Annotated in this window: 20 protein-coding genes; 8 read left to right on the top strand and 12 right to left on the bottom strand. The window is 33.7% G+C overall.

Going from position 1 to position 17,075, the window contains the following annotated elements:
* Window positions 1-161: 161 nt before the first annotated feature.
* The 11 genes from ACTJIV_RS15650 to ACTJIV_RS15600 all read right to left on the bottom strand — a co-directional run bounded on the left by ACTJIV_RS15650 (window position 162) and on the right by ACTJIV_RS15600 (window position 8,119).
* A complete protein-coding gene (locus tag ACTJIV_RS15650) occupies window positions 162-1,262 on the bottom strand; it encodes a hypothetical protein (RefSeq protein ID WP_440628542.1) in 1,101 nt (366 codons plus the stop codon).
* Window positions 1,252-1,680 (bottom strand): hypothetical protein, encoded by a 429-nt coding sequence (locus ACTJIV_RS15645; RefSeq protein WP_440628540.1) that lies wholly within the window; start codon window positions 1,678-1,680, stop codon window positions 1,252-1,254. Before ACTJIV_RS15645 ends, ACTJIV_RS15650 begins: the two co-directional genes overlap by 11 nt.
* 11 nt (window positions 1,681-1,691) lie before the next feature.
* Window positions 1,692-1,976 carry a helix-turn-helix domain-containing protein gene (locus ACTJIV_RS15640; protein WP_225719177.1) on the bottom strand — a complete coding sequence of 95 codons (285 nt, stop codon included), beginning with the start codon at window positions 1,974-1,976 and terminating at the stop codon, window positions 1,692-1,694.
* Window positions 1,977-2,075: 99 nt separating this feature from the next.
* The gene (locus ACTJIV_RS15635) at window positions 2,076-3,017 is read right to left on the bottom strand and encodes a hypothetical protein (RefSeq protein ID WP_440628538.1); all 942 of its coding nucleotides are present in this window, start codon (window positions 3,015-3,017) and stop codon (window positions 2,076-2,078) included.
* A gap of 87 nt (window positions 3,018-3,104) precedes the next feature.
* Entirely contained in the window at window positions 3,105-3,440 is a 336-nt protein-coding gene (locus ACTJIV_RS15630) for a hypothetical protein (RefSeq protein WP_440628536.1), read from the bottom strand.
* Between the two features lie 12 nt (window positions 3,441-3,452).
* On the bottom strand, window positions 3,453-3,812 hold the full coding sequence (locus ACTJIV_RS15625) for a hypothetical protein (RefSeq protein ID WP_440628534.1): 360 nt from the start codon (window positions 3,810-3,812) through the stop codon (window positions 3,453-3,455).
* Between the two features lie 50 nt (window positions 3,813-3,862).
* Window positions 3,863-4,123, bottom strand: coding sequence for a hypothetical protein (locus tag ACTJIV_RS15620; protein ID WP_440628532.1), 261 nt, complete (start codon window positions 4,121-4,123; stop codon window positions 3,863-3,865).
* Between the two features lie 16 nt (window positions 4,124-4,139).
* On the bottom strand, window positions 4,140-4,322 hold the full coding sequence (locus ACTJIV_RS15615) for a hypothetical protein (protein ID WP_440628530.1): 183 nt from the start codon (window positions 4,320-4,322) through the stop codon (window positions 4,140-4,142).
* A 6-nt stretch (window positions 4,323-4,328) separates the two neighbouring features.
* Entirely contained in the window at window positions 4,329-4,604 is a 276-nt protein-coding gene (locus ACTJIV_RS15610; RefSeq protein WP_116012722.1) for a hypothetical protein, read from the bottom strand.
* A 2-nt stretch (window positions 4,605-4,606) separates the two neighbouring features.
* Window positions 4,607-5,905, bottom strand: coding sequence for a tyrosine-type recombinase/integrase (locus ACTJIV_RS15605; protein WP_440628528.1), 1,299 nt, complete (start codon window positions 5,903-5,905; stop codon window positions 4,607-4,609).
* 762 nt (window positions 5,906-6,667) lie between these two features.
* On the bottom strand, window positions 6,668-8,119 hold the full coding sequence (locus tag ACTJIV_RS15600) for a serine hydrolase (RefSeq protein ID WP_440628526.1): 1,452 nt from the start codon (window positions 8,117-8,119) through the stop codon (window positions 6,668-6,670).
* Window positions 8,120-8,951: 832 nt separating this feature from the next.
* Here ACTJIV_RS15600 and ACTJIV_RS15595 point away from each other — a divergent pair.
* Window positions 8,952-9,779, top strand: a complete 828-nt coding sequence (locus ACTJIV_RS15595) for a glycosyltransferase family 2 protein (RefSeq protein ID WP_223560218.1) — start codon at window positions 8,952-8,954, stop codon at window positions 9,777-9,779.
* A 141-nt stretch (window positions 9,780-9,920) separates the two neighbouring features.
* On the opposite strand, the gene ACTJIV_RS15590 is transcribed toward ACTJIV_RS15595, so the two are convergent.
* Complete coding sequence (locus tag ACTJIV_RS15590; RefSeq protein WP_440628525.1) at window positions 9,921-10,367, bottom strand: hypothetical protein; 447 nt, start codon at window positions 10,365-10,367, stop codon at window positions 9,921-9,923.
* A gap of 238 nt (window positions 10,368-10,605) precedes the next feature.
* Here ACTJIV_RS15590 and ACTJIV_RS15585 point away from each other — a divergent pair, with 238 nt between their 5' ends.
* The 7 genes from ACTJIV_RS15585 to pyrF all read left to right on the top strand — a co-directional run bounded on the left by ACTJIV_RS15585 (window position 10,606) and on the right by pyrF (window position 17,060).
* Window positions 10,606-11,157, top strand: coding sequence for a YMGG-like glycine zipper-containing protein (locus ACTJIV_RS15585; RefSeq protein ID WP_336378963.1), 552 nt, complete (start codon window positions 10,606-10,608; stop codon window positions 11,155-11,157).
* Window positions 11,158-11,212: 55 nt separating this feature from the next.
* Window positions 11,213-12,844 carry an LIC_10190 family membrane protein gene (locus ACTJIV_RS15580; protein ID WP_440628522.1) on the top strand — a complete coding sequence of 544 codons (1,632 nt, stop codon included), beginning with the start codon at window positions 11,213-11,215 and terminating at the stop codon, window positions 12,842-12,844.
* A gap of 50 nt (window positions 12,845-12,894) precedes the next feature.
* Window positions 12,895-13,965, top strand: coding sequence for a chorismate synthase (aroC, locus tag ACTJIV_RS15575; protein ID WP_111955117.1), 1,071 nt, complete (start codon window positions 12,895-12,897; stop codon window positions 13,963-13,965).
* Window positions 13,966-13,980: 15 nt separating this feature from the next.
* The gene (locus ACTJIV_RS15570) at window positions 13,981-14,544 is read left to right on the top strand and encodes a thioredoxin family protein (protein ID WP_111955119.1); all 564 of its coding nucleotides are present in this window, start codon (window positions 13,981-13,983) and stop codon (window positions 14,542-14,544) included.
* Between the two features lie 47 nt (window positions 14,545-14,591).
* Window positions 14,592-15,131, top strand: coding sequence for a TlpA family protein disulfide reductase (locus ACTJIV_RS15565; RefSeq protein ID WP_223560222.1), 540 nt, complete (start codon window positions 14,592-14,594; stop codon window positions 15,129-15,131).
* An 84-nt stretch (window positions 15,132-15,215) separates the two neighbouring features.
* Window positions 15,216-15,557: a YkvA family protein gene (locus ACTJIV_RS15560; protein WP_111955123.1), complete on the top strand. Its 342-nt coding sequence runs from the start codon at window positions 15,216-15,218 to the stop codon at window positions 15,555-15,557.
* 123 nt (window positions 15,558-15,680) lie between these two features.
* Window positions 15,681-17,060 carry an orotidine-5'-phosphate decarboxylase gene (gene pyrF / locus ACTJIV_RS15555; RefSeq protein WP_440628516.1) on the top strand — a complete coding sequence of 460 codons (1,380 nt, stop codon included), beginning with the start codon at window positions 15,681-15,683 and terminating at the stop codon, window positions 17,058-17,060.
* Window positions 17,061-17,075: the final 15 nt, after the last annotated feature.

Below are 17,075 nucleotides of genomic sequence, written 5' to 3'. Positions count from 1 at the left end.
ATTTTTATAGAGTCGGAAAACTCTTAATTATATTTTTTATGGGTAAGAAAACTCCGTTACCCTCCTTTTTTATGAGTAAGAAAAACCGTTTTCTCAACTCTTTTTTATGGACTCTAAAAATTCATAAACTTTATTTTTTTTGACCAAAATTATTTTCAATCCTATATTGATGAGGTTCCCAATTTCATACTCCTATTCTTAGTAATATTTATATTAAATTCTGCATATTCCAAGTTTATCAGTAGAGAAGGGTCATTTCTAATTTTGACCTTTCCAGTATTCATCAGTGTTTTCTGTGTGGAATTTGCAGAATTTTGAAATGATAAAAATTTATCGATTAATTGCCCTTTAATTTGTCTGCAAATCGTTCGAACCTCAACATTAGTTTTCATATATTTTTGCCGTTCATAATTAAATTTATCTCTATTAGAGTCATTCAAAAACGCATCAAATTTTTCTTTTTCAAAAGTGAAAAGAATGTTTTCCCATTCATCTAAAAGAGATTGAAATAATCCACTGTAGACTTCCTCATTGAAAAGGTCCTTTACTGTGCTAATTCCCAATTTAGAAATGCATTTACTCTGTTTGCTTTTTACTTCAAACCGAAAGGTATTTAGATCAATACCATATTCCGGATGCTCCATAAACTGCAGCCCCTTTGCATACGCTTTAATTTGTTTATACTTCGTCGCGTCTGTAATTTTGAAGTAAGGCTTTGCTGCATCTGGAGCTATGAAAGGCGTTCTTTTATGGAAAGAAATTCCACCGATAAGGTTTTTGATCTCTGTGTCAGGTACTAAATTTAGCCCATACTCAATATTCACTGCTTTTAATAGGCCAAATTCCTCCTGTCTTATCTTTATCTGTATAAATATATCCCGTAACGTTTTTAAGCAGTTTTTGGGGCTGAAATCATTACCATTATGTAAATAGCCATTAAAGTGATAATGCGGACTTATTGACACCTCTAAATGTCTAAAACCAATCAGATAACCATTTTCAATACTTTTCCTAAAATCAAACCTCATCAATGCACCAAACTTTGAATAGCATACATAGTTATTATTTTGAGGTTTACGGGAAAGCATTTCCTGTTCTGCAAATCCCCATAATCTCTGTATAATATCCTGATCAGTAATTGAAAATTTCAAATTATCCAGCATTATTTTCACTATCTTTGTGTTGTAATCGGTTGCCACCATTACATATTTTGAACAATCAGGGAACCTAATGGCTCCCTTTTTTTCGTTACTAGATGGCATATTTAGTTAGTAAGCGAAGTTTGTATTTACAGTATGTAACACGACGTTTAATAATGTCTTTCGCTGCCGGATTCTCCTGGACTTTCTGAAATGCTGTTTCCAGGTCCTCTTTTTCAGATTTGTATCTAATTAAGAATTCTTCTTGAAGCTGCTTCGCTTCTTCTTCAGTACACACACTGAAAAGACTCCGTGTATTTCCTTTTTGTTTTACTCTATCCGTGACACGGATTAAACCAACCTTTTCAAGTTCACTCATTCGGTTGGTTACTAAGTTTGTTCTGGTTTTCAATTCATCTGCAATATCTTCATACGTGCAAGGCTGAATTTTTCCGATAACCTCAAGAACCTCATTCATTCTCTCTGCAATGCTACCTCTTACTTTCAGGTAGGCTTCCAATCTTGGTGTAATCGCTGCCATAATATTTAAGTTTAACTGAGTTTATTTTTATTAATAATCTGGTCAACTTCAGCACGCTTGAAATATACCCGGTTTCCAAAGCCGTAGGAAGGGATCGTTTTATCTTTCCTCCACCTGTGCAATGTTGAAAGATCAATCTTTAAAAGTTTACAAACTTCATTACGAGTTAAATACTCTGTTGGCTCTTTTGGCTGGAACTGTACAGAAAGTCTCTCTGTAAGTTTAGGAATCAGTGCTTCTTCGATTCCTTTAATAAGATCTGTAGGATTAGTTCCTACGAATTGAATTGTATTCATAACTATCTGTTTATGTTATGATACAAAGGTATCTGCTATAAAAAATAAGGGAGTGCAAAAACACTCCCATTTAACTCCCGTATGATATTTTATTTAAGTTTATTGCATGCCATTTAACAACTGTTCCATCTCTTCCACATATTGGAATGCTGTATATTTATCTATTTGATAATTTGGATTTTTAGAGTTGAGATTTAGTCTATTTTTATAGACAAATTCTTTTTTATCTGCATCTAATAATAACGCTACTATTTGGTTTTGCTTATCTTCAGATAAATTCTTTATAAATGGTGAATCAAAAAAACCGATTGTTTGCAATAATGCTAGCTTCTTAGGATTACTAAATTTTATTTTTGAATTAATTAAAGTTTTAGTTTTATCTTCCTGAAGTATTTTTCTTTTATTTAACAAGAATTTAGAAATTTCATATAATTCTAAATATTCATTTTTTATAAAACTAGGAAAGTCAACTTCTAAAATCCTACCGTGTATATAAGTATAATTTTCTAACAACATTCTAGAAAAACCAGAAACATATAGATTTTCTGCAACATTACCCATCATTCCTTTCAAAAATATCTTTAGATTTTCAGTTCCAATTTTTTCGTAGCGAACAGACTCTTTTTTGTTTACAATAGTAATAACATCACTCCAATTTAATCCGCTTGGAAGTAAAGATGAATTTCTTTTGTAGCATTTTATAATAAAGGCTTTAATAGCTTGCCTAAATACATTTTTTAAATTATTTTTATTTAATTCTATGTCAAAAGCAATATTATATTTAGACTCAACTAATGTAAATTTAAGGTCCGTAGGCTCAATTTTAAATTCATTGTATCCATAATATAAATTATCATTTATAAATTTCAATTCGCTTTCAGATGGAAAGATTCTTAAATATTCGCTTAGATTATTATAATAATCTTTCTTAAAATCATCCGAATTAGTGTAAAGTGGAAGATAGTATTTTTCAGAATTATCAACATTTATTAAATCTCTAGTTTTGCTTTGTTTATATTTATTGAATATTTTGCTTTTCATATTTTGAACAATTATTTATCGGTTGCCAATATAAAGTTATGATAAAAAAATGAGATGTTTTAAAAACATCTCTGGTAACGGTTATTGCTATTTTCTATCTATCTGCCATTGATAATATTCTGAATTATATTCACCCAATTGATTTTCATCCATGAAATCATCGACACCTTCTAAAACATATCTTAATTTGCGAAAAAGTTCTAATGTCTTTTTTTGTCGATCTCTATCTAGCTCTTGAAATTCAGGGCTTAAAAGATAAATATCAAACCAGCTTTGCATTCCTGAAATCTCAAATAGAGCCATCCAAATGTCAGCGCTATAATTCGTTAATAGATTAATTAAATCATCTTTTTTTAATGTTTCAATTTTAGGTATTTTCACTTCATCGAAACACTCTGGAAATTCTAGTTTTCGAGTATCCATATTTTCTATTTTTTAAAAGCCTTTTATTTTTGCATGATACAGTGCTAATCCTGTTATTAATTCTCTTACCATTCCAAAATGAAACCTCAAACTATCTTTACTTCTTGCATCCGCTGTCTGCCTTGCATAAGTAATTTTATCAACAATTTGCCTAGATAATTCCTCTTGATTAATTCCGCATTCAGACACTAAACTCTCTATTTCATCTAGCACATCACAATATTGAAGATACCCATCTACTACTGGACCGATCTCTCTTGAATAAACATCTTCACTGCCATAATATCCAATATATTCATCAATTTTAGCTTTTAACTCTTTTTCCGCTCTTTCTGCTAAATCAATTGTTCTTGTCTTTTCATTTGTATTCATAATATTTGATTTATTTAAGTTATGTTTTATTCTACAGAAAAAAATGACTTCTAAGAAGTACTACCTTTAGAACTACATCGTAATAATTCTAATATTTCTACAGTATCATCAACAAGTAATGTTCCTATAAGATTATTTAATGTTTGAAACTGTGGATATACTTTCTCTTTCAAATCGGGCCTTTGCTCAATGATAGAATATAATCCCTTTCTTGTTTTGTAGAGGTTTTTCATTATTTCTAAATAACAATCTTTATCTTTAAAAAATGACTTTAGACTTTCTATTTTCTTATTTGATAAATATGTTTCCATTTTTGTACAGGTGACTTTATATTTTGCCCTTTTGGATTTTTGATTTTATATAATCTGAACAAAACTTCCGGATCTGCTGTTTTTCTTTTTTACTTACAGTTACTTGCCCAAGTGTTCCGTTTATAATTTCCATTTTTTGCTCTCGCGGAAGTTTATTCAGATATTCTTTTGCTATTTGATAATCTAATTTGCTGCTCATATAATTTTATTTTCTAAGCCAGTCTTTATATTCTTCAACTGACCATTTGTGAAATTTCATTTGATTGCCTCTTCCGGATTTGCTTTTTTCAGCCTTTCTAAGTGGACATTCTATATTTCTTAGATCCTTCTTTATTTTCTCAACACTCACTCCTACATACTCAGCTACTTCATTGGTTCTTGGCACCTCAATTTCTGTCCAAAATGACTTGTTAAAATATCTTTCAGCCCAACTTGCCGGAACCAAAACATAACCTTCGGGAATTATAATATTGTTTGCCATAATTATGATGTTTTTATTTTTTTCTCAGAAAGATCTTTAAATGTTTTGGCCGTCTGCATGGCCCAGTCATCTGCTGTTTTACCAATGTAATTGAGAAACTGGGATTCTGATTTATGTCCGGTAATCGACATAAGCTGAGGTGTTGTAAACATTTTATTTCCATAAAAATTAGTAGCAAATGAACGGCGGCAAACATGAGAAGAAACCAGGTTACATTTTTCAGTTTCTACAATCTCATTCTTTTTTGTCTCTTCATTGTAAACTTTACCTTTCACCATTTCATGAACCCCTGCCAGTTCACAAACCTTCTTTATATGCCTATTAAATAATACAGAATTAGAACCCGGATTACTTGCGAATGTTGGTGGAAAATCACCATGGTATTTTTCTAAAATAGATTCAACCTCATCATGTAAGGGAATAACAACCTTTTCTCCTGTCTTTTGCTGTGTGATCTCAATAAATCTGAATGAGTTACCATCAGCATCTGTTTTGGTGTAAATCATTCTTTTATTCATCCGTAGTAAATCACTAGCCCTTTGTCCTAAATAACAACCTAAAACAAGCCAGTCTTTAGCTGTGTCCCAATCCTTATTCAGTGTAATGATCTGTTTTATTTTTTCTATCTCATCAAAAGATAGAAACACCTTATGCTCACTATTCGTTGTTCCTGTGGAAAACCCTGCAATTTGATGGTGTATTTGCTTTCCATTATTCCTGGAGTCAAATATCACCGTTTTAAGGTTCTTAATAAATCTTGTAGCTGTTGTGTCCATTAAACCGCAATCAATGATGAGGTAATTTTTAAAATCAATTAGCACTTTCCCACTAACATCTTCAATTAAATAGTTCTTTTTTTTCTTTTTCTGATATTCGGCAAAACGATCCTTAAGATTATTATACTTACGAATAGTACAATCGGTATAGGATGAAATACTTTTTTTGAAGTCGATGAAATTGACAAGGTAGTTTAAGAAAACACTATCATCTACTTTTTCATCAATCCGTTTAAAGTATTTGTTTAATTTCTCTTTCAGCCAATCTGTATTCAAAATTACACCTGTAGCAAAATCAGAGTTATATTCATTCAATAAATGATTTGATAATTCCCTTAATTGCCTAGTAAGTATTTTATTTTCGGGATTATTTTGTTTTGGAAAGTTCGTATCAGAACTCCAATCAGAATGATTTATGACTAGATCTGTAGATGTCCTTAATTTCAAATCTCTTGAAATCGATAATTGTATCTGTATTTTAGAATTCGTAGACTTTGTACGTAAATAATATCTAATCGTAGCCATAATTATATTTTGAACAATACGAAGATAGAAATTATTTTATAACGTGTCTACATTTGTGTCTACATTTTTACAATAAAATAAAATCACATGAAATGCAAAACAATATAAATAGCCTTTAAATAAGCTTATTTACAGTATTTTATTAGAGTATAAGAAAGTATTGATTATTTATATTTAGGTACGCTAGGTACCTATTCAAAAACCTCTAAAAATCTTTTAATAAGATAATTAGAGGTTTTTTTCTTAAATATTCCCTCGATATTTTCCCAATAAATAAAAAAAACGGAAACTTTAAAAATTAAAGCGGAACATATAGTCCCGCTTTAATATAATCATTTGTTATAATATCAGAAAAAAAATAGATCATAACTACTATCCAGCTATTCCAGTCTGCATTTTCATTTTCTCTCCATACCCCCTTTTCAAGAGGCAAATACATAGCATGATTTAAACTATTATCAATACCATGAGTATCACCGGAGCAGTACAATGTAATGCCGGAGATCAAATCTATACCATGTTTGTAGGGCTAACTCAAACCGCCGACAGCAATTATCAAATTGCCGCAGCATCTCTATTAGGTTGGAAAATTGCAAATTAATAGGTAAGTTAGTTGCTTTTGAATAACCAAATAGAAATCTATTAAAATTTATTGCAACTTATCATTTCATTATATCCTTACTTTCAACAGTAAGGATATTTTGCTGTTCAGCATATAATAGCTGTTGCTTATAACTGAAACGCTGTTGTTAAAACTATAATTTAATTTTTAGGATTTTGAATCTGTTCCAAAATCTTCTTTCCATTCTCATTATCCGGGTTTAAATCTATAGATTTTTTATACATTTCAATCGCTTTATTTGTATCACCTGTTTTTAACAAGATTTCACCATAGCTGTCATAAACATTCCAGCTGTCAGGAAATAAATATACGTTGAGCTTAAAAATATTCAGAGCTTCTTTCTTTTGATTGGTGGTTAGCATGCGGTAGGCCCAATTGTTAAGCTCAAATTCCTTTGGATTGAAATCAGGATTTTGGGCTTTCTCTTTCTTTACAAAGTCTATTGCATTTTCAAATCCGATTTTTTGCAGGTTTTTTCTAAGATACGTTAGTGGGTCTGCTTTAATAATGTTCGGAATATAGCATCCTGCAATTTCTTCTATGAAATCTTCAGGAGAGCTCCCTCCTAAATTGGTTAATACAATTACCGCCAAATGATCATCCGGGTATATAAGTAAAACAGACCTGTTTCCTCCGGACATCCCAACTGCCTTATGATTTTTCCGAAGTTTTGCAATTCCCCAGCCGCGTGTCCAATCTGTAGGTGTTCCGTTATTGAATTTGCCCGGTGACCACATCATATCCAATGTTGATGGCTTTTGTAATAATTTACCATTCTGCAAGGCAATAATCCAATTCGCCATATCTTCAGATGTACTGTTAAGTCCCGCGCTTGTGCGGCTAAAATCAGGAAATTCATAATAATTAGTTGCTAACCTGTCCTGATTTATTTTTTTACCATCGAAAAAAGTCCTGTAGCTGTAGCTGGGGGCATAATGAGGAATTACATCTCTTGAATCTCCAAACAGGGTATGTTTTAGACGAGCTACTTTAAACTGTTTTTCTTCAAAGAAATCAGCAAATGATTTATTGGTAATCTTTTCAATAATTTTACCCAATACATAATAATTAGTCTGGTTATAACTGAATTGCTCTCCTGTTTTAAATTCCAAAGGAGTGGCTTTAAGTTTTTCAAAAATGGCTTCCTCCGTTTTTAGCGGTCCTATATTTCCCGTCACAGGATCAAAAAGTTTTAACATATCAGGCAATCCGGAAATATGGGTCAGTAACTGATCGACTGTTATTTTTTGCCATTCTAACGGTAAATTATCCAGATAAGTACTGACAGGCGCATCCAATTTTACCTTTCCTTGTTCAATAAGCTGCATAATGGCAACCCCCGTAAAAATCTTTGTATTGGAATTAATCGGAAAAATAGTATTACTTTTTACAGCAACCTGATCCTGTATGTTTGCAACTCCATAAGATTTACTTAAAACAATTTTACCGTTTTGGACGACTGCAATCTGGGCACCCGGGATGCGTCTTGTTTTCATTTCCCGATGAATGATTTCATCTACTGCAGAACTTACGTTTTGAGCAAAAGATGATAATGAAATTAGCAATGATACAATGAGAAGATAAATTTTCATGATTTAATTTTATATATATAAAACAACTGAAACCCAAATCTATTACCTCCTTTCAATAATTTAACATGAATACTTAAATAATAACCCGATAATAAAGATTAGCCACTCTATATTTCAATGAAATATCGGCAAATTTGATGGCTCTTTAAACGCACAATAAAATATAACGCAAAAAAAATCCCCGAATTGCTTCGGGGATAAAAACTAATAACCATGAAAACTCAAATTAAACATGAGTTGCTTCATATATTGAAAAATCGTGCCAAAGTTGTAATACTTTTAAAAATATTTTCTTCTGTATAATGATGATTTTTCTATACTATTTTAAATGAACGAAACATAAAAAGCTCCCTAAAAATAAGGGATTACAGCATAATAGTAAGATAACAGCGGATATAAAATAAGTTCTATAATCAACATAATTATGATTAATATCATGTTTGGCATTCTGATCCATAACATAAGAAAAATAAAAAAGCCTCCTAGTGGAGGCCTAAAAAAACACAAATGATGAAAAAAATTTTATAATCTAATTAAGAAAATTATTATATAATTCTATGTCTTAAAGGTAATGCCTTCTCTCTTCTCATTTTATGAGTTCAGTCATAAATGTTTTTTAATTATTCTTTCAACAAGTATACCCCCTGGTCAGCTAACATAGGTAAAGCCGATGTAATCTATAAAAATAAATTATACAATCATTACATATAAATAATTATAACAAAATATAGTATCGTAAAATAGTAAAAAAAATATCAATACAATATGATTTAAGATATATTTTTTAAAAAAGTATTTTTCTACTTTTACAAAAAACTTAACTCATTAAATCGTGATAAAATTCTCTATACTTATAGCCAATTATAATAACGGTAAGTACTTTAGAGACTGCTATAATTCGTTAATCACTCAAACCTACGAAAACTGGGAAGTTATAATTATTGACGATGCTTCTACAGATGATTCCGTAGAAATAATTGAAGCTATTATAAAACAGGACCCGCGCTTCAGCATCTATCACAATACATCCAACCGGGGATGTGGATATACCAAAAGAAAATGCATGAAATATGCAACAGGAGAATTATGCGCCTACCTGGACCCGGATGATGCCTTATATGCAGATGCTTTAGAAAAAACCATAAATGAATTTAATGAAGATGACATTGTAGCAGCTTATTCCCAAATGATGCTCTGTAATGAAAACCTTATTCCTGACAGAATATTTGGAGGAACAAAACAAATCTACAACAGCAGATATTTTTTCAACTGTCCTACCCAGTTTGCCCATTTCTTCACTTTTAAAAAAGAAACTTACCTTAAAACTTCAGGCATCAACCCCAACCTAAAAAGCGCCGTAGACCAGGATCTGTACCTGAAGATTCTGGAGCATGGCAGTGTAAAATATATTAAGGAACCCCTTTATCTTTACCGTCTCCACTCTAACGGTATTTCTCAGCAGAGCTTCAAACAGGGAGCAAAAGAATCCTTTGCCAAAGTGATTCATGACACCATGAAAAGAAGGGGAATCAGAACAATTAACAATAAAATAGTCCCGGAAATATATACCAATTCACAGGAGATCTACGAGCTTCTGAACTATCAGACCTACAAACTCCACAGGCTTATCAATAAAGTAAAAGTAACTTTCAACATATAATAGCAGCTTCTCAGAAATGAGGAGCTTTTTATTTAATATTATTTCAGCATAAAAAATAGCCTCCGGTTCAGGAGGCTCAAAAACACAAATTAAAAATCCTCAAATGAGAATTTTATAAAGTAGATTTAATATTTACCTGAACTACTCAGCCCAGGTCATAGGAATATACACAGTAATATACCCGTCTGCATCTACCTGAGCGTCCGATACAGTCCCTGTTACGGAACCATAACCGGCCCAACCGCCTTGTCCCTGCATAGCCGAAAAAGTATACGTTCCTGCTGGAATTCCCTCATTATACGCTGGAAGAGCCTGGAAACCACCTCCATAATACGTGTCATAAACTTCCCCTGTAACCGTATTCTCAGCCAGGAAGCTTCCTACATCGTAATTTCCTGAAAGGGACTTCGTACCATCCAGGTTGACAATACCGAATCTTAGCTTATAAGTTTGAGTCTTTGAAGCCTGTTTAGAGGTTTCAGAATGGGTCTGGGTCTGAACATCAGATATCATATCATCGTTTGAACATGATAAAGCCGTAATAGCCAAGGCCAAAAAAGCCATTGTTTTAAAAATTGTCATTTTCATAATAAAGTAATTTGGTTCTTCCAAAAGTAACCAATTCATATGAATTGAATAAAAACTTTTAATGAACTTAAAATTACATCCATGCACCGTTCAATAAGCTAAAGCAACCTGAAAATATTTTCAGGTTTATCAAAAAAATTATCACTTTAACATTTCTTAACTAAATTTTGGCTTCATAATTGAAAATAAATAGGAAGTCACTGCCGTCTGGCGAAGACTACTTATTAAAATTTGAATTATGAAAAAGATAGTATTAGCAGGTTTTTTATCAGTCTTTTTACTGACAGCCTGCAAAAAGGACGAAAGGACAGCTGAAAAATCTCTGGAAGAGCAGAAACTTGAATTTCAGGCAAGACAGCTTGAAATAGAAAAGCAAAAGCTGGCTATCGAGAAAGAAAAAATAGTGTATGAAGCACAGAAAAAGGCAGACAGCATTGCTGAAAGTAAAAAATCTCAGGCAGCTGCAGCCAATAATTCAAAGCCTCAGATCATAAGAGAAACCAGAACAGTATATAGAGACAGAGGATCAAACTCTAATTCAGGAGGCGGAAGCTATGCAGATAATGGAAGCAGTTCTTCCCAAGGAACCACTGCCACTCAAAAGAAAGGATGGAGTAAAGCAGCCAAAGGAACCGCTATTGGGGCTGTAGGTGGCGCCGCAGTAGGAGCCATTGTTGCTAAGAAAAACAGAGGTCTTGGAGCCGTGATTGGTGGTGTAGTAGGTGGTGCAACCGGTTATACGATTGGTAGGGCTGGAGACAGAAAAGACGGAAGAGTTCAACCACGTTAATTAATATTTTCACGATAACATTTAAAGATTGCTTATTTTTAAGCAATCTTTTTTTATGATGCTACTTTTATTTTCTTCGGTTCTCATTCTTTCAGTACTCGCAGGCTGGGGGGAAGTCATGGAAAACTTCTTTGGCTCTCTAACCGGAGGTATTTCAGGTAGCATTTTAACAGGAATATTAGGGCTCAGCCTTATATGGACTGTTCTTGCATTTTTTATTCCTATTAATATATATGTAGAAATTCCTTTTATACTTGCTGGAATTTTCTTCTTTTTCAAAAAGAAATTGCACTTAGAATTTCATTATTTTTCCAAGAAAGACACCTTTTTAATCGGCAGTATTTCACTGATTATTTTATACAGCAGTTCTTTTTATCCTTATATATTGGATCATTTCGGGTATTATGTTCCAACCATTAAATGGCTTACGGAATATGGTCTCGTAAAAGGTATTTCCAATCTGGATTTTACATTAGGACAAATGTCCGTATGGCATATTTTTCAGGCAGGGTTCTCCGGATTTTCAGATCCTTTTCTAAGAATTAATGCCATTCTTCTGATCACTTATACTTTTTATATTTTTGAGAAGAAGACTTGGATCCAGCTGTGTTTTATCCCCATACTCTTACTCTTCTCACAGTCACCAAGCCCTGATCTTCCTGTTATTACTTTATCATTGATTATTTTAAACGAAATCATGACAGGAAACAAAAACACCAGTCTTCTTTTTGCTTATGCTGTTTTTGTTTTTTCGATAAAACCTACCATGATATGGCTCCCATTACTGGTATTCCTTTGTTCTGTATTCATTTTTAAACCCAATTATAAAAACTGGATCTTAGGAACCGGGATTCTTATTTTGTTCTTTATCAAAAATATATGGACCTTCGGATATCCTGTATTTCCTGTTGCCATAGGTGATTTTGGATTCACCTGGAAACCCAATCCAGAGGTCTTAAAAATTTCATCGCAATATGCTCTTCAGAAGACATACGATATGCAGTACAGCTACGAAGAAATTCAAAAATTCTCTTTTTATGATGCAGTCAGAAACTGGTTTACCTTGGAAGGAATTAAATCAAAAATCAACCTGTTCTTCATTTTAAGCCTGGTTATTTTTTCTGTTTTTGCCTTCATTAAAAAGAAAAAAATCATTAGCCTTGTCTGCATTTCCTTATTGATAAAAAGTATACTGGTATTAGCTTTCTCGGCACAATACCGTTTTTTTCTTGATGTATTTTTCGTGATCGCTTTTATCCTGTTTATTCATTTCAGTAAAAAAAAATCACTTGCTTTTTTCTTCGCCTCAAGTGTATTGGTGATCGGGACTTTAAGTTTCCCCAATTTCATCCGTCATTATATTCCGAGTTTCAGGCCAGGAAATTTTATGGCCGGATTGAAAAAAGAACAGCTGTATCAGCCTTCAACTTATCATTACAACAAATCTGAAACTTTCAAAACGGGAAATTTAAAATTTAATGTATCAAAGGATTATCCTTTTAATTTTGACACTCCTATTCCTGCAATATCTGCAAGTTATATTTTTGATGATGCAAAAGCAGGAATCTTCCCTCAATATATTGATGAAAAAAATATCAAAAAAGGATTCATCTGGAAAAAACTTACACCGGACGAAAAAAAGGAAGTACAGAACATTATCCATATTATCAAAAACACTAATAAATAGAACAAATCCAGAAACTTTATTATCTGAAGAAAAATAGGTAATTTTGTAACATGTTCAATACATTAGGTAATCTTCTCAGTCTTACAACATTTGGAGAAAGTCACGGCGTGGCTTACGGCGGTATCATTAATAATTTTCCGGCAGGTTTAACGGTCGATTTCGATAAAATTCAATATGAATTGGATCGCAGAAAGCCGGGCCAATCTGCGATTGTTACTCAAAGAAAAGAAAGTGACACGGTAAAGTTTCTTTCCGGGATCTTTGAGGGAAAAACGACAGGTACCCCAATCGGTTTTATTATAGAAAATGAAAATCAGAAGTCTAAGGACTATGATCATATCGCAGATTCATACCGCCCGAGTCATGCAGATTTTACGTATGACCAGAAATTTGGTATCAGAGACTATCGCGGCGGCGGAAAATCTTCAGCAAGAGAAACGATCAATTGGGTTGTTGCAGGAGCATTGGCTAAACAGCTTTTATCCGGTATCGAGATCAATGCTTATGTTTCTTCCGTAGGCGATATTTTCTGTGAAAAACCATATCAGGCTTTAGACTTTTCAAAAACGGAAAGTAATGATGTACGTTGTCCGGATGCTGAAACTGCAGAAAGAATGATCGAAAGAATTAAAGAGATCAAGAAAGAAGGCAATACCATCGGCGGAACAGTGACTTGCGTAATCAAAAACGTTCCTGTAGGAATTGGAGAACCTATATTTTCCAAGCTTCAGGCCGAGTTGGGCAAAGCTATGCTGAATATCAATGCCTGCAAAGGATTTGAATACGGAAGCGGCTTCTGTGGTGCTAAAATGACAGGAAAAGAGCATAATGATGCTTTCAATACGGATTTCACCACAAAATCTAATCTTTCAGGAGGAATCCAGGGAGGAATTTCCAACGGAATGGATATTTATTTCCGTGCTGCGTTTAAACCAGTAGCTACTATCTTAAGACCTCAGGATAGTGTCGACAAATACGGAAACCCTGTCATTGTAGAAGGAAAAGGACGTCATGACCCATGTGTAGTGCCAAGAGCTGTTCCTGTTGTGGAAAGCTTAGCGGCATTTGTACTGGCCGACCTGTTTTTGATCAATAAAACAAGAAACATCAATAATTTTTAATATAAATATTGGGTAATGAAAAATTACTGGGATCAGGGAATTTCTTTTGAAGAATACATCCGCATCGGAAGAGAAAGATTAGAAAATCCTTCCAACCAACAGGAAATAGAATATAAACAATACTATGAACTCGGGCTTCAGAGAATGGACAGAACGCTGAAAAAGTATGTTCCGGATGAAGAACAGGTAAAAGAATTGGCTTCTAAGAATTTTGACGGAAAAATACTGATCATTTCAGAAGCATGGTGCGGCGATGCCAGCGCTACGGTTCCTGCTCTTGTTACTTTTTTCGAAGGGCATAACGATGTGAGAATCTTCCTTAGAGACAGTGACAAAAGTCTGATCAACCAATACCTGACCAACGGTACAGAATCTATTCCTAAAGTGCTCATCCTGGATAAAGATTTCAATGTAAAGAATTCGTGGGGACCGCGTCCGAAATACGGATACGAATTATTAATGAAACATAAAGCAGATCCGGAAGCTTACCCAAAAGATAGCTTTTATAATGACCTGCAGCTGTATTATGCTAAGAACAGAGGCAAGGATGCCGTTCAGGAGATTTTAGAATTACTATAATATCAATTGAATTCAATAAGGCGAAAATTAACAGTAAATATTAACGCATGAAAAAGAATATCATATATCTTGTCCTTATCATCATTATCGGTGTCGTCGCTTTTGTCCCGGGAGTAAAAGAATACCTGAGAGATCAGTTCTTCCCGATCGCGACCATCGAAAATGCCGTACATGTAAGCGAAGAAGATTATGACATTGAACTGAAAGGAATCAATGTACCGAGTACCAATCTTAAAACATTTAGGAACAAACCTGTTTTCCTTAATTTCTGGGGAACATGGTGCCCGCCATGCAGAAAAGAATGGCCCAGCATTCAAAAATTATATGATTCCAGAAAGGGAAATGTAGACTTTATTCTTATTGCCATGAACGACAAGGAAGAGGATGTAAAAAAGTTTTTAAAAGAAAATAATTATTCCGTTCCTGTCTATATTGCACAAAGCCCTATTTCTGAAAAAATTCTTCCCAAAGTATTCCCTACTACTTTTCTTATTGATAAGCACGGAAGAATCATCATTAAAGAAGATGCCTCCAGAGATTGGAACACAGAAACTGTACATCAGTTCATTGACAATATCATCAAGTAATTATTTTAACTAAATTTTATAATTTATTGGTATAGAATTTGCGAAATTTACTACGTTGAAAAATTTATTAAAACTAAACACAAAATGAAATATTCAAAATTGAATCTTGCAAAAGAAGCGATCAGCCATAAAGGCTTCGTTAAAAAAATTCCTGACATCTTCAGAATGGTCAAGTTATGGAGAAAAGGAGAATACCCGATGAGATCTATCGATATCATCCTTCCTCTTCTGGGACTTTTATACGTAATTTCTCCTATTGACATACTTCCTGAATTTGCCGTTCCTGTTTTAGGGGTTATGGATGACCTGGCAGTATTGTCACTGACAATCCCAAAGCTTATCAAAGAAGTGGATAAATTTTTACTGTGGGAAGCAGAACAAAGGCTGAACGGCACTAAAATTATCGATGCAGAAATTGTAAAATAATAATTACAGAAATATTTTTAAACCATCCTGAAACATTTCAGGATGGTTTTTTATTGACAAATGGTTGATAAATTTTTAAGCCTTGTTTCAAATCATTAAATTTGCAATATCTAATAAAAAATAATGGAAAGTAAAAAAGAATTTTTCTTAGAGTGCTACAAACTGGGCATCATCAAATTCGGAAGGTTTACCTTAAAAAGCGGTATCGAAAGTCCGTTCTATGTGGACCTGAGACCTTTGGCTTCAGATCCTAAAATCCTAAAGAATCTGGCTAATTATTTGTTGGAAATGCTTCCACTGGATAATTTTGATTTAATCTGCGGAGTGCCTTATGCAGCCCTTCCGATGGCTACTGCGATGTCTTTGGAAAGCTACATTCCATTAATTATTAAAAGAAAAGAGGCCAAAAGCTACGGAACGAAAAAACTGATCGAAGGAATCTACCAGAAAGGGCAGAACTGTCTTTTGGTGGAAGATGTGATCACTTCCGGAAAATCTCTTGTAGAGACTATTGCAGAGGTAGAGCAGGAAGATCTTAAAGTAGCTGACATCGTTGTGGTTCTTGACAGAGAGCAGGGTGGAAAACAGTTGTTGGAAAGTAAAGGATACAGAGTTCATACCCTTTTCAATATTTCAGAAGTTTGCTCTATTCTTCAGGAAAATGGAGAGCTTTCTGATGAAGAAGTAAAAAGAATCCAGGATTTCCTTCTGGGAAACCATATTCAGTTTGAAGAAAAGACGAGAAGTTCTTACGAACAGAAGTTAGAGCATGCACAACATTCGGTTTCTAAAAAACTGTTGGAAACCGCTTTGGCAAAAAAATCAAATCTTATTGCCTCTGCAGATGTTACCACAACCCAGGAACTGCTTGATCTTGCTGAAAAAGTAGGCCCTCATGTTATTGCATTAAAAACACATATCGATATCATTTCAGATTTTGAATACGAAAAAACAATTGTTCCTTTAAAAGCATTAGCTGAAAAACACCAGTTTTTATTAATGGAGGACAGAAAGTTTGCAGATATCGGTAATACACAGGAACTCCAATTCACCAGCGGCGTATTTAAAATTACAGACTGGGCAGATTTCGTTACTTCACAGGTGATCGGAGGATTTGAATCTCTGGACTGCTTCAAAAATGTAGGCGTTGTCGCAATCGTAGGAATGTCTTCCAAGGGAGCTCTCACTACGGCAAGCTATCGTGAAGAGGCTCTGAAAGTAGCCCTGCCACATCCAAATGTGATTGGAGGAGTATCACAAAATCAGATTCCTGAAGAGCTGTTACTTTTTACTCCGGGTGTTAATCTTGCAGATTCAGGGGACGGAAAAGGACAACAGTACAATACTCCTGAACATGTTTTCAAAATGCTTCACTCCGACTTCATCATCGTAGGAAGAGGAATTTATAAGGCTGAAGATCCTGAAACCGCTGCCATTACTTATAAAAATGAGGGCTGGAATGCGTATGTTAATTCTTTGCAAAAAAACGTTTTTCAGGGCTAAAATCCTGCTGGATAT

Source organism: Chryseobacterium sp. 22532, assembly GCF_052044665.1.
GTDB classification, from domain to species: Bacteria; Bacteroidota; Bacteroidia; order Flavobacteriales; family Weeksellaceae; genus Chryseobacterium; species Chryseobacterium lathyri.
This window is presented reverse-complemented; position numbering and strand designations above follow the sequence as displayed.

Bases quoted from the DNA above. Each gene is read 5' to 3' on its own strand.
- ACTJIV_RS15650 (WP_440628542.1), bottom strand. From the start codon at position 1,262: ATGCCATCTAGTAACGAAAAAAAGGGAGCCATTAGGTTCCCTGATTGT.
- ACTJIV_RS15645 (WP_440628540.1), bottom strand. From the start codon at position 1,680: ATGGCAGCGATTACACCAAGATTGGAAGCCTACCTGAAAGTAAGAGGT.
- ACTJIV_RS15640 (WP_225719177.1), bottom strand. From the start codon at position 1,976: ATGAATACAATTCAATTCGTAGGAACTAATCCTACAGATCTTATTAAA.
- ACTJIV_RS15635 (WP_440628538.1), bottom strand. From the start codon at position 3,017: ATGAAAAGCAAAATATTCAATAAATATAAACAAAGCAAAACTAGAGAT.
- ACTJIV_RS15630 (WP_440628536.1), bottom strand. From the start codon at position 3,440: ATGGATACTCGAAAACTAGAATTTCCAGAGTGTTTCGATGAAGTGAAA.
- ACTJIV_RS15625 (WP_440628534.1), bottom strand. From the start codon at position 3,812: ATGAATACAAATGAAAAGACAAGAACAATTGATTTAGCAGAAAGAGCG.
- ACTJIV_RS15620 (WP_440628532.1), bottom strand. From the start codon at position 4,123: ATGGAAACATATTTATCAAATAAGAAAATAGAAAGTCTAAAGTCATTT.
- ACTJIV_RS15615 (WP_440628530.1), bottom strand. From the start codon at position 4,322: ATGAGCAGCAAATTAGATTATCAAATAGCAAAAGAATATCTGAATAAA.
- ACTJIV_RS15610 (WP_116012722.1), bottom strand. From the start codon at position 4,604: ATGGCAAACAATATTATAATTCCCGAAGGTTATGTTTTGGTTCCGGCA.
- ACTJIV_RS15605 (WP_440628528.1), bottom strand. From the start codon at position 5,905: ATGGCTACGATTAGATATTATTTACGTACAAAGTCTACGAATTCTAAA.
- ACTJIV_RS15600 (WP_440628526.1), bottom strand. From the start codon at position 8,119: ATGAAAATTTATCTTCTCATTGTATCATTGCTAATTTCATTATCATCT.
- ACTJIV_RS15590 (WP_440628525.1), bottom strand. From the start codon at position 10,367: ATGAAAATGACAATTTTTAAAACAATGGCTTTTTTGGCCTTGGCTATT.
- ACTJIV_RS15585 (WP_336378963.1), top strand. From the start codon at position 10,606: ATGAAAAAGATAGTATTAGCAGGTTTTTTATCAGTCTTTTTACTGACA.
- ACTJIV_RS15580 (WP_440628522.1), top strand. From the start codon at position 11,213: ATGATGCTACTTTTATTTTCTTCGGTTCTCATTCTTTCAGTACTCGCA.
- aroC (WP_111955117.1), top strand. From the start codon at position 12,895: ATGTTCAATACATTAGGTAATCTTCTCAGTCTTACAACATTTGGAGAA.
- ACTJIV_RS15570 (WP_111955119.1), top strand. From the start codon at position 13,981: ATGAAAAATTACTGGGATCAGGGAATTTCTTTTGAAGAATACATCCGC.
- ACTJIV_RS15565 (WP_223560222.1), top strand. From the start codon at position 14,592: ATGAAAAAGAATATCATATATCTTGTCCTTATCATCATTATCGGTGTC.
- ACTJIV_RS15560 (WP_111955123.1), top strand. From the start codon at position 15,216: ATGAAATATTCAAAATTGAATCTTGCAAAAGAAGCGATCAGCCATAAA.
- pyrF (WP_440628516.1), top strand. From the start codon at position 15,681: ATGGAAAGTAAAAAAGAATTTTTCTTAGAGTGCTACAAACTGGGCATC.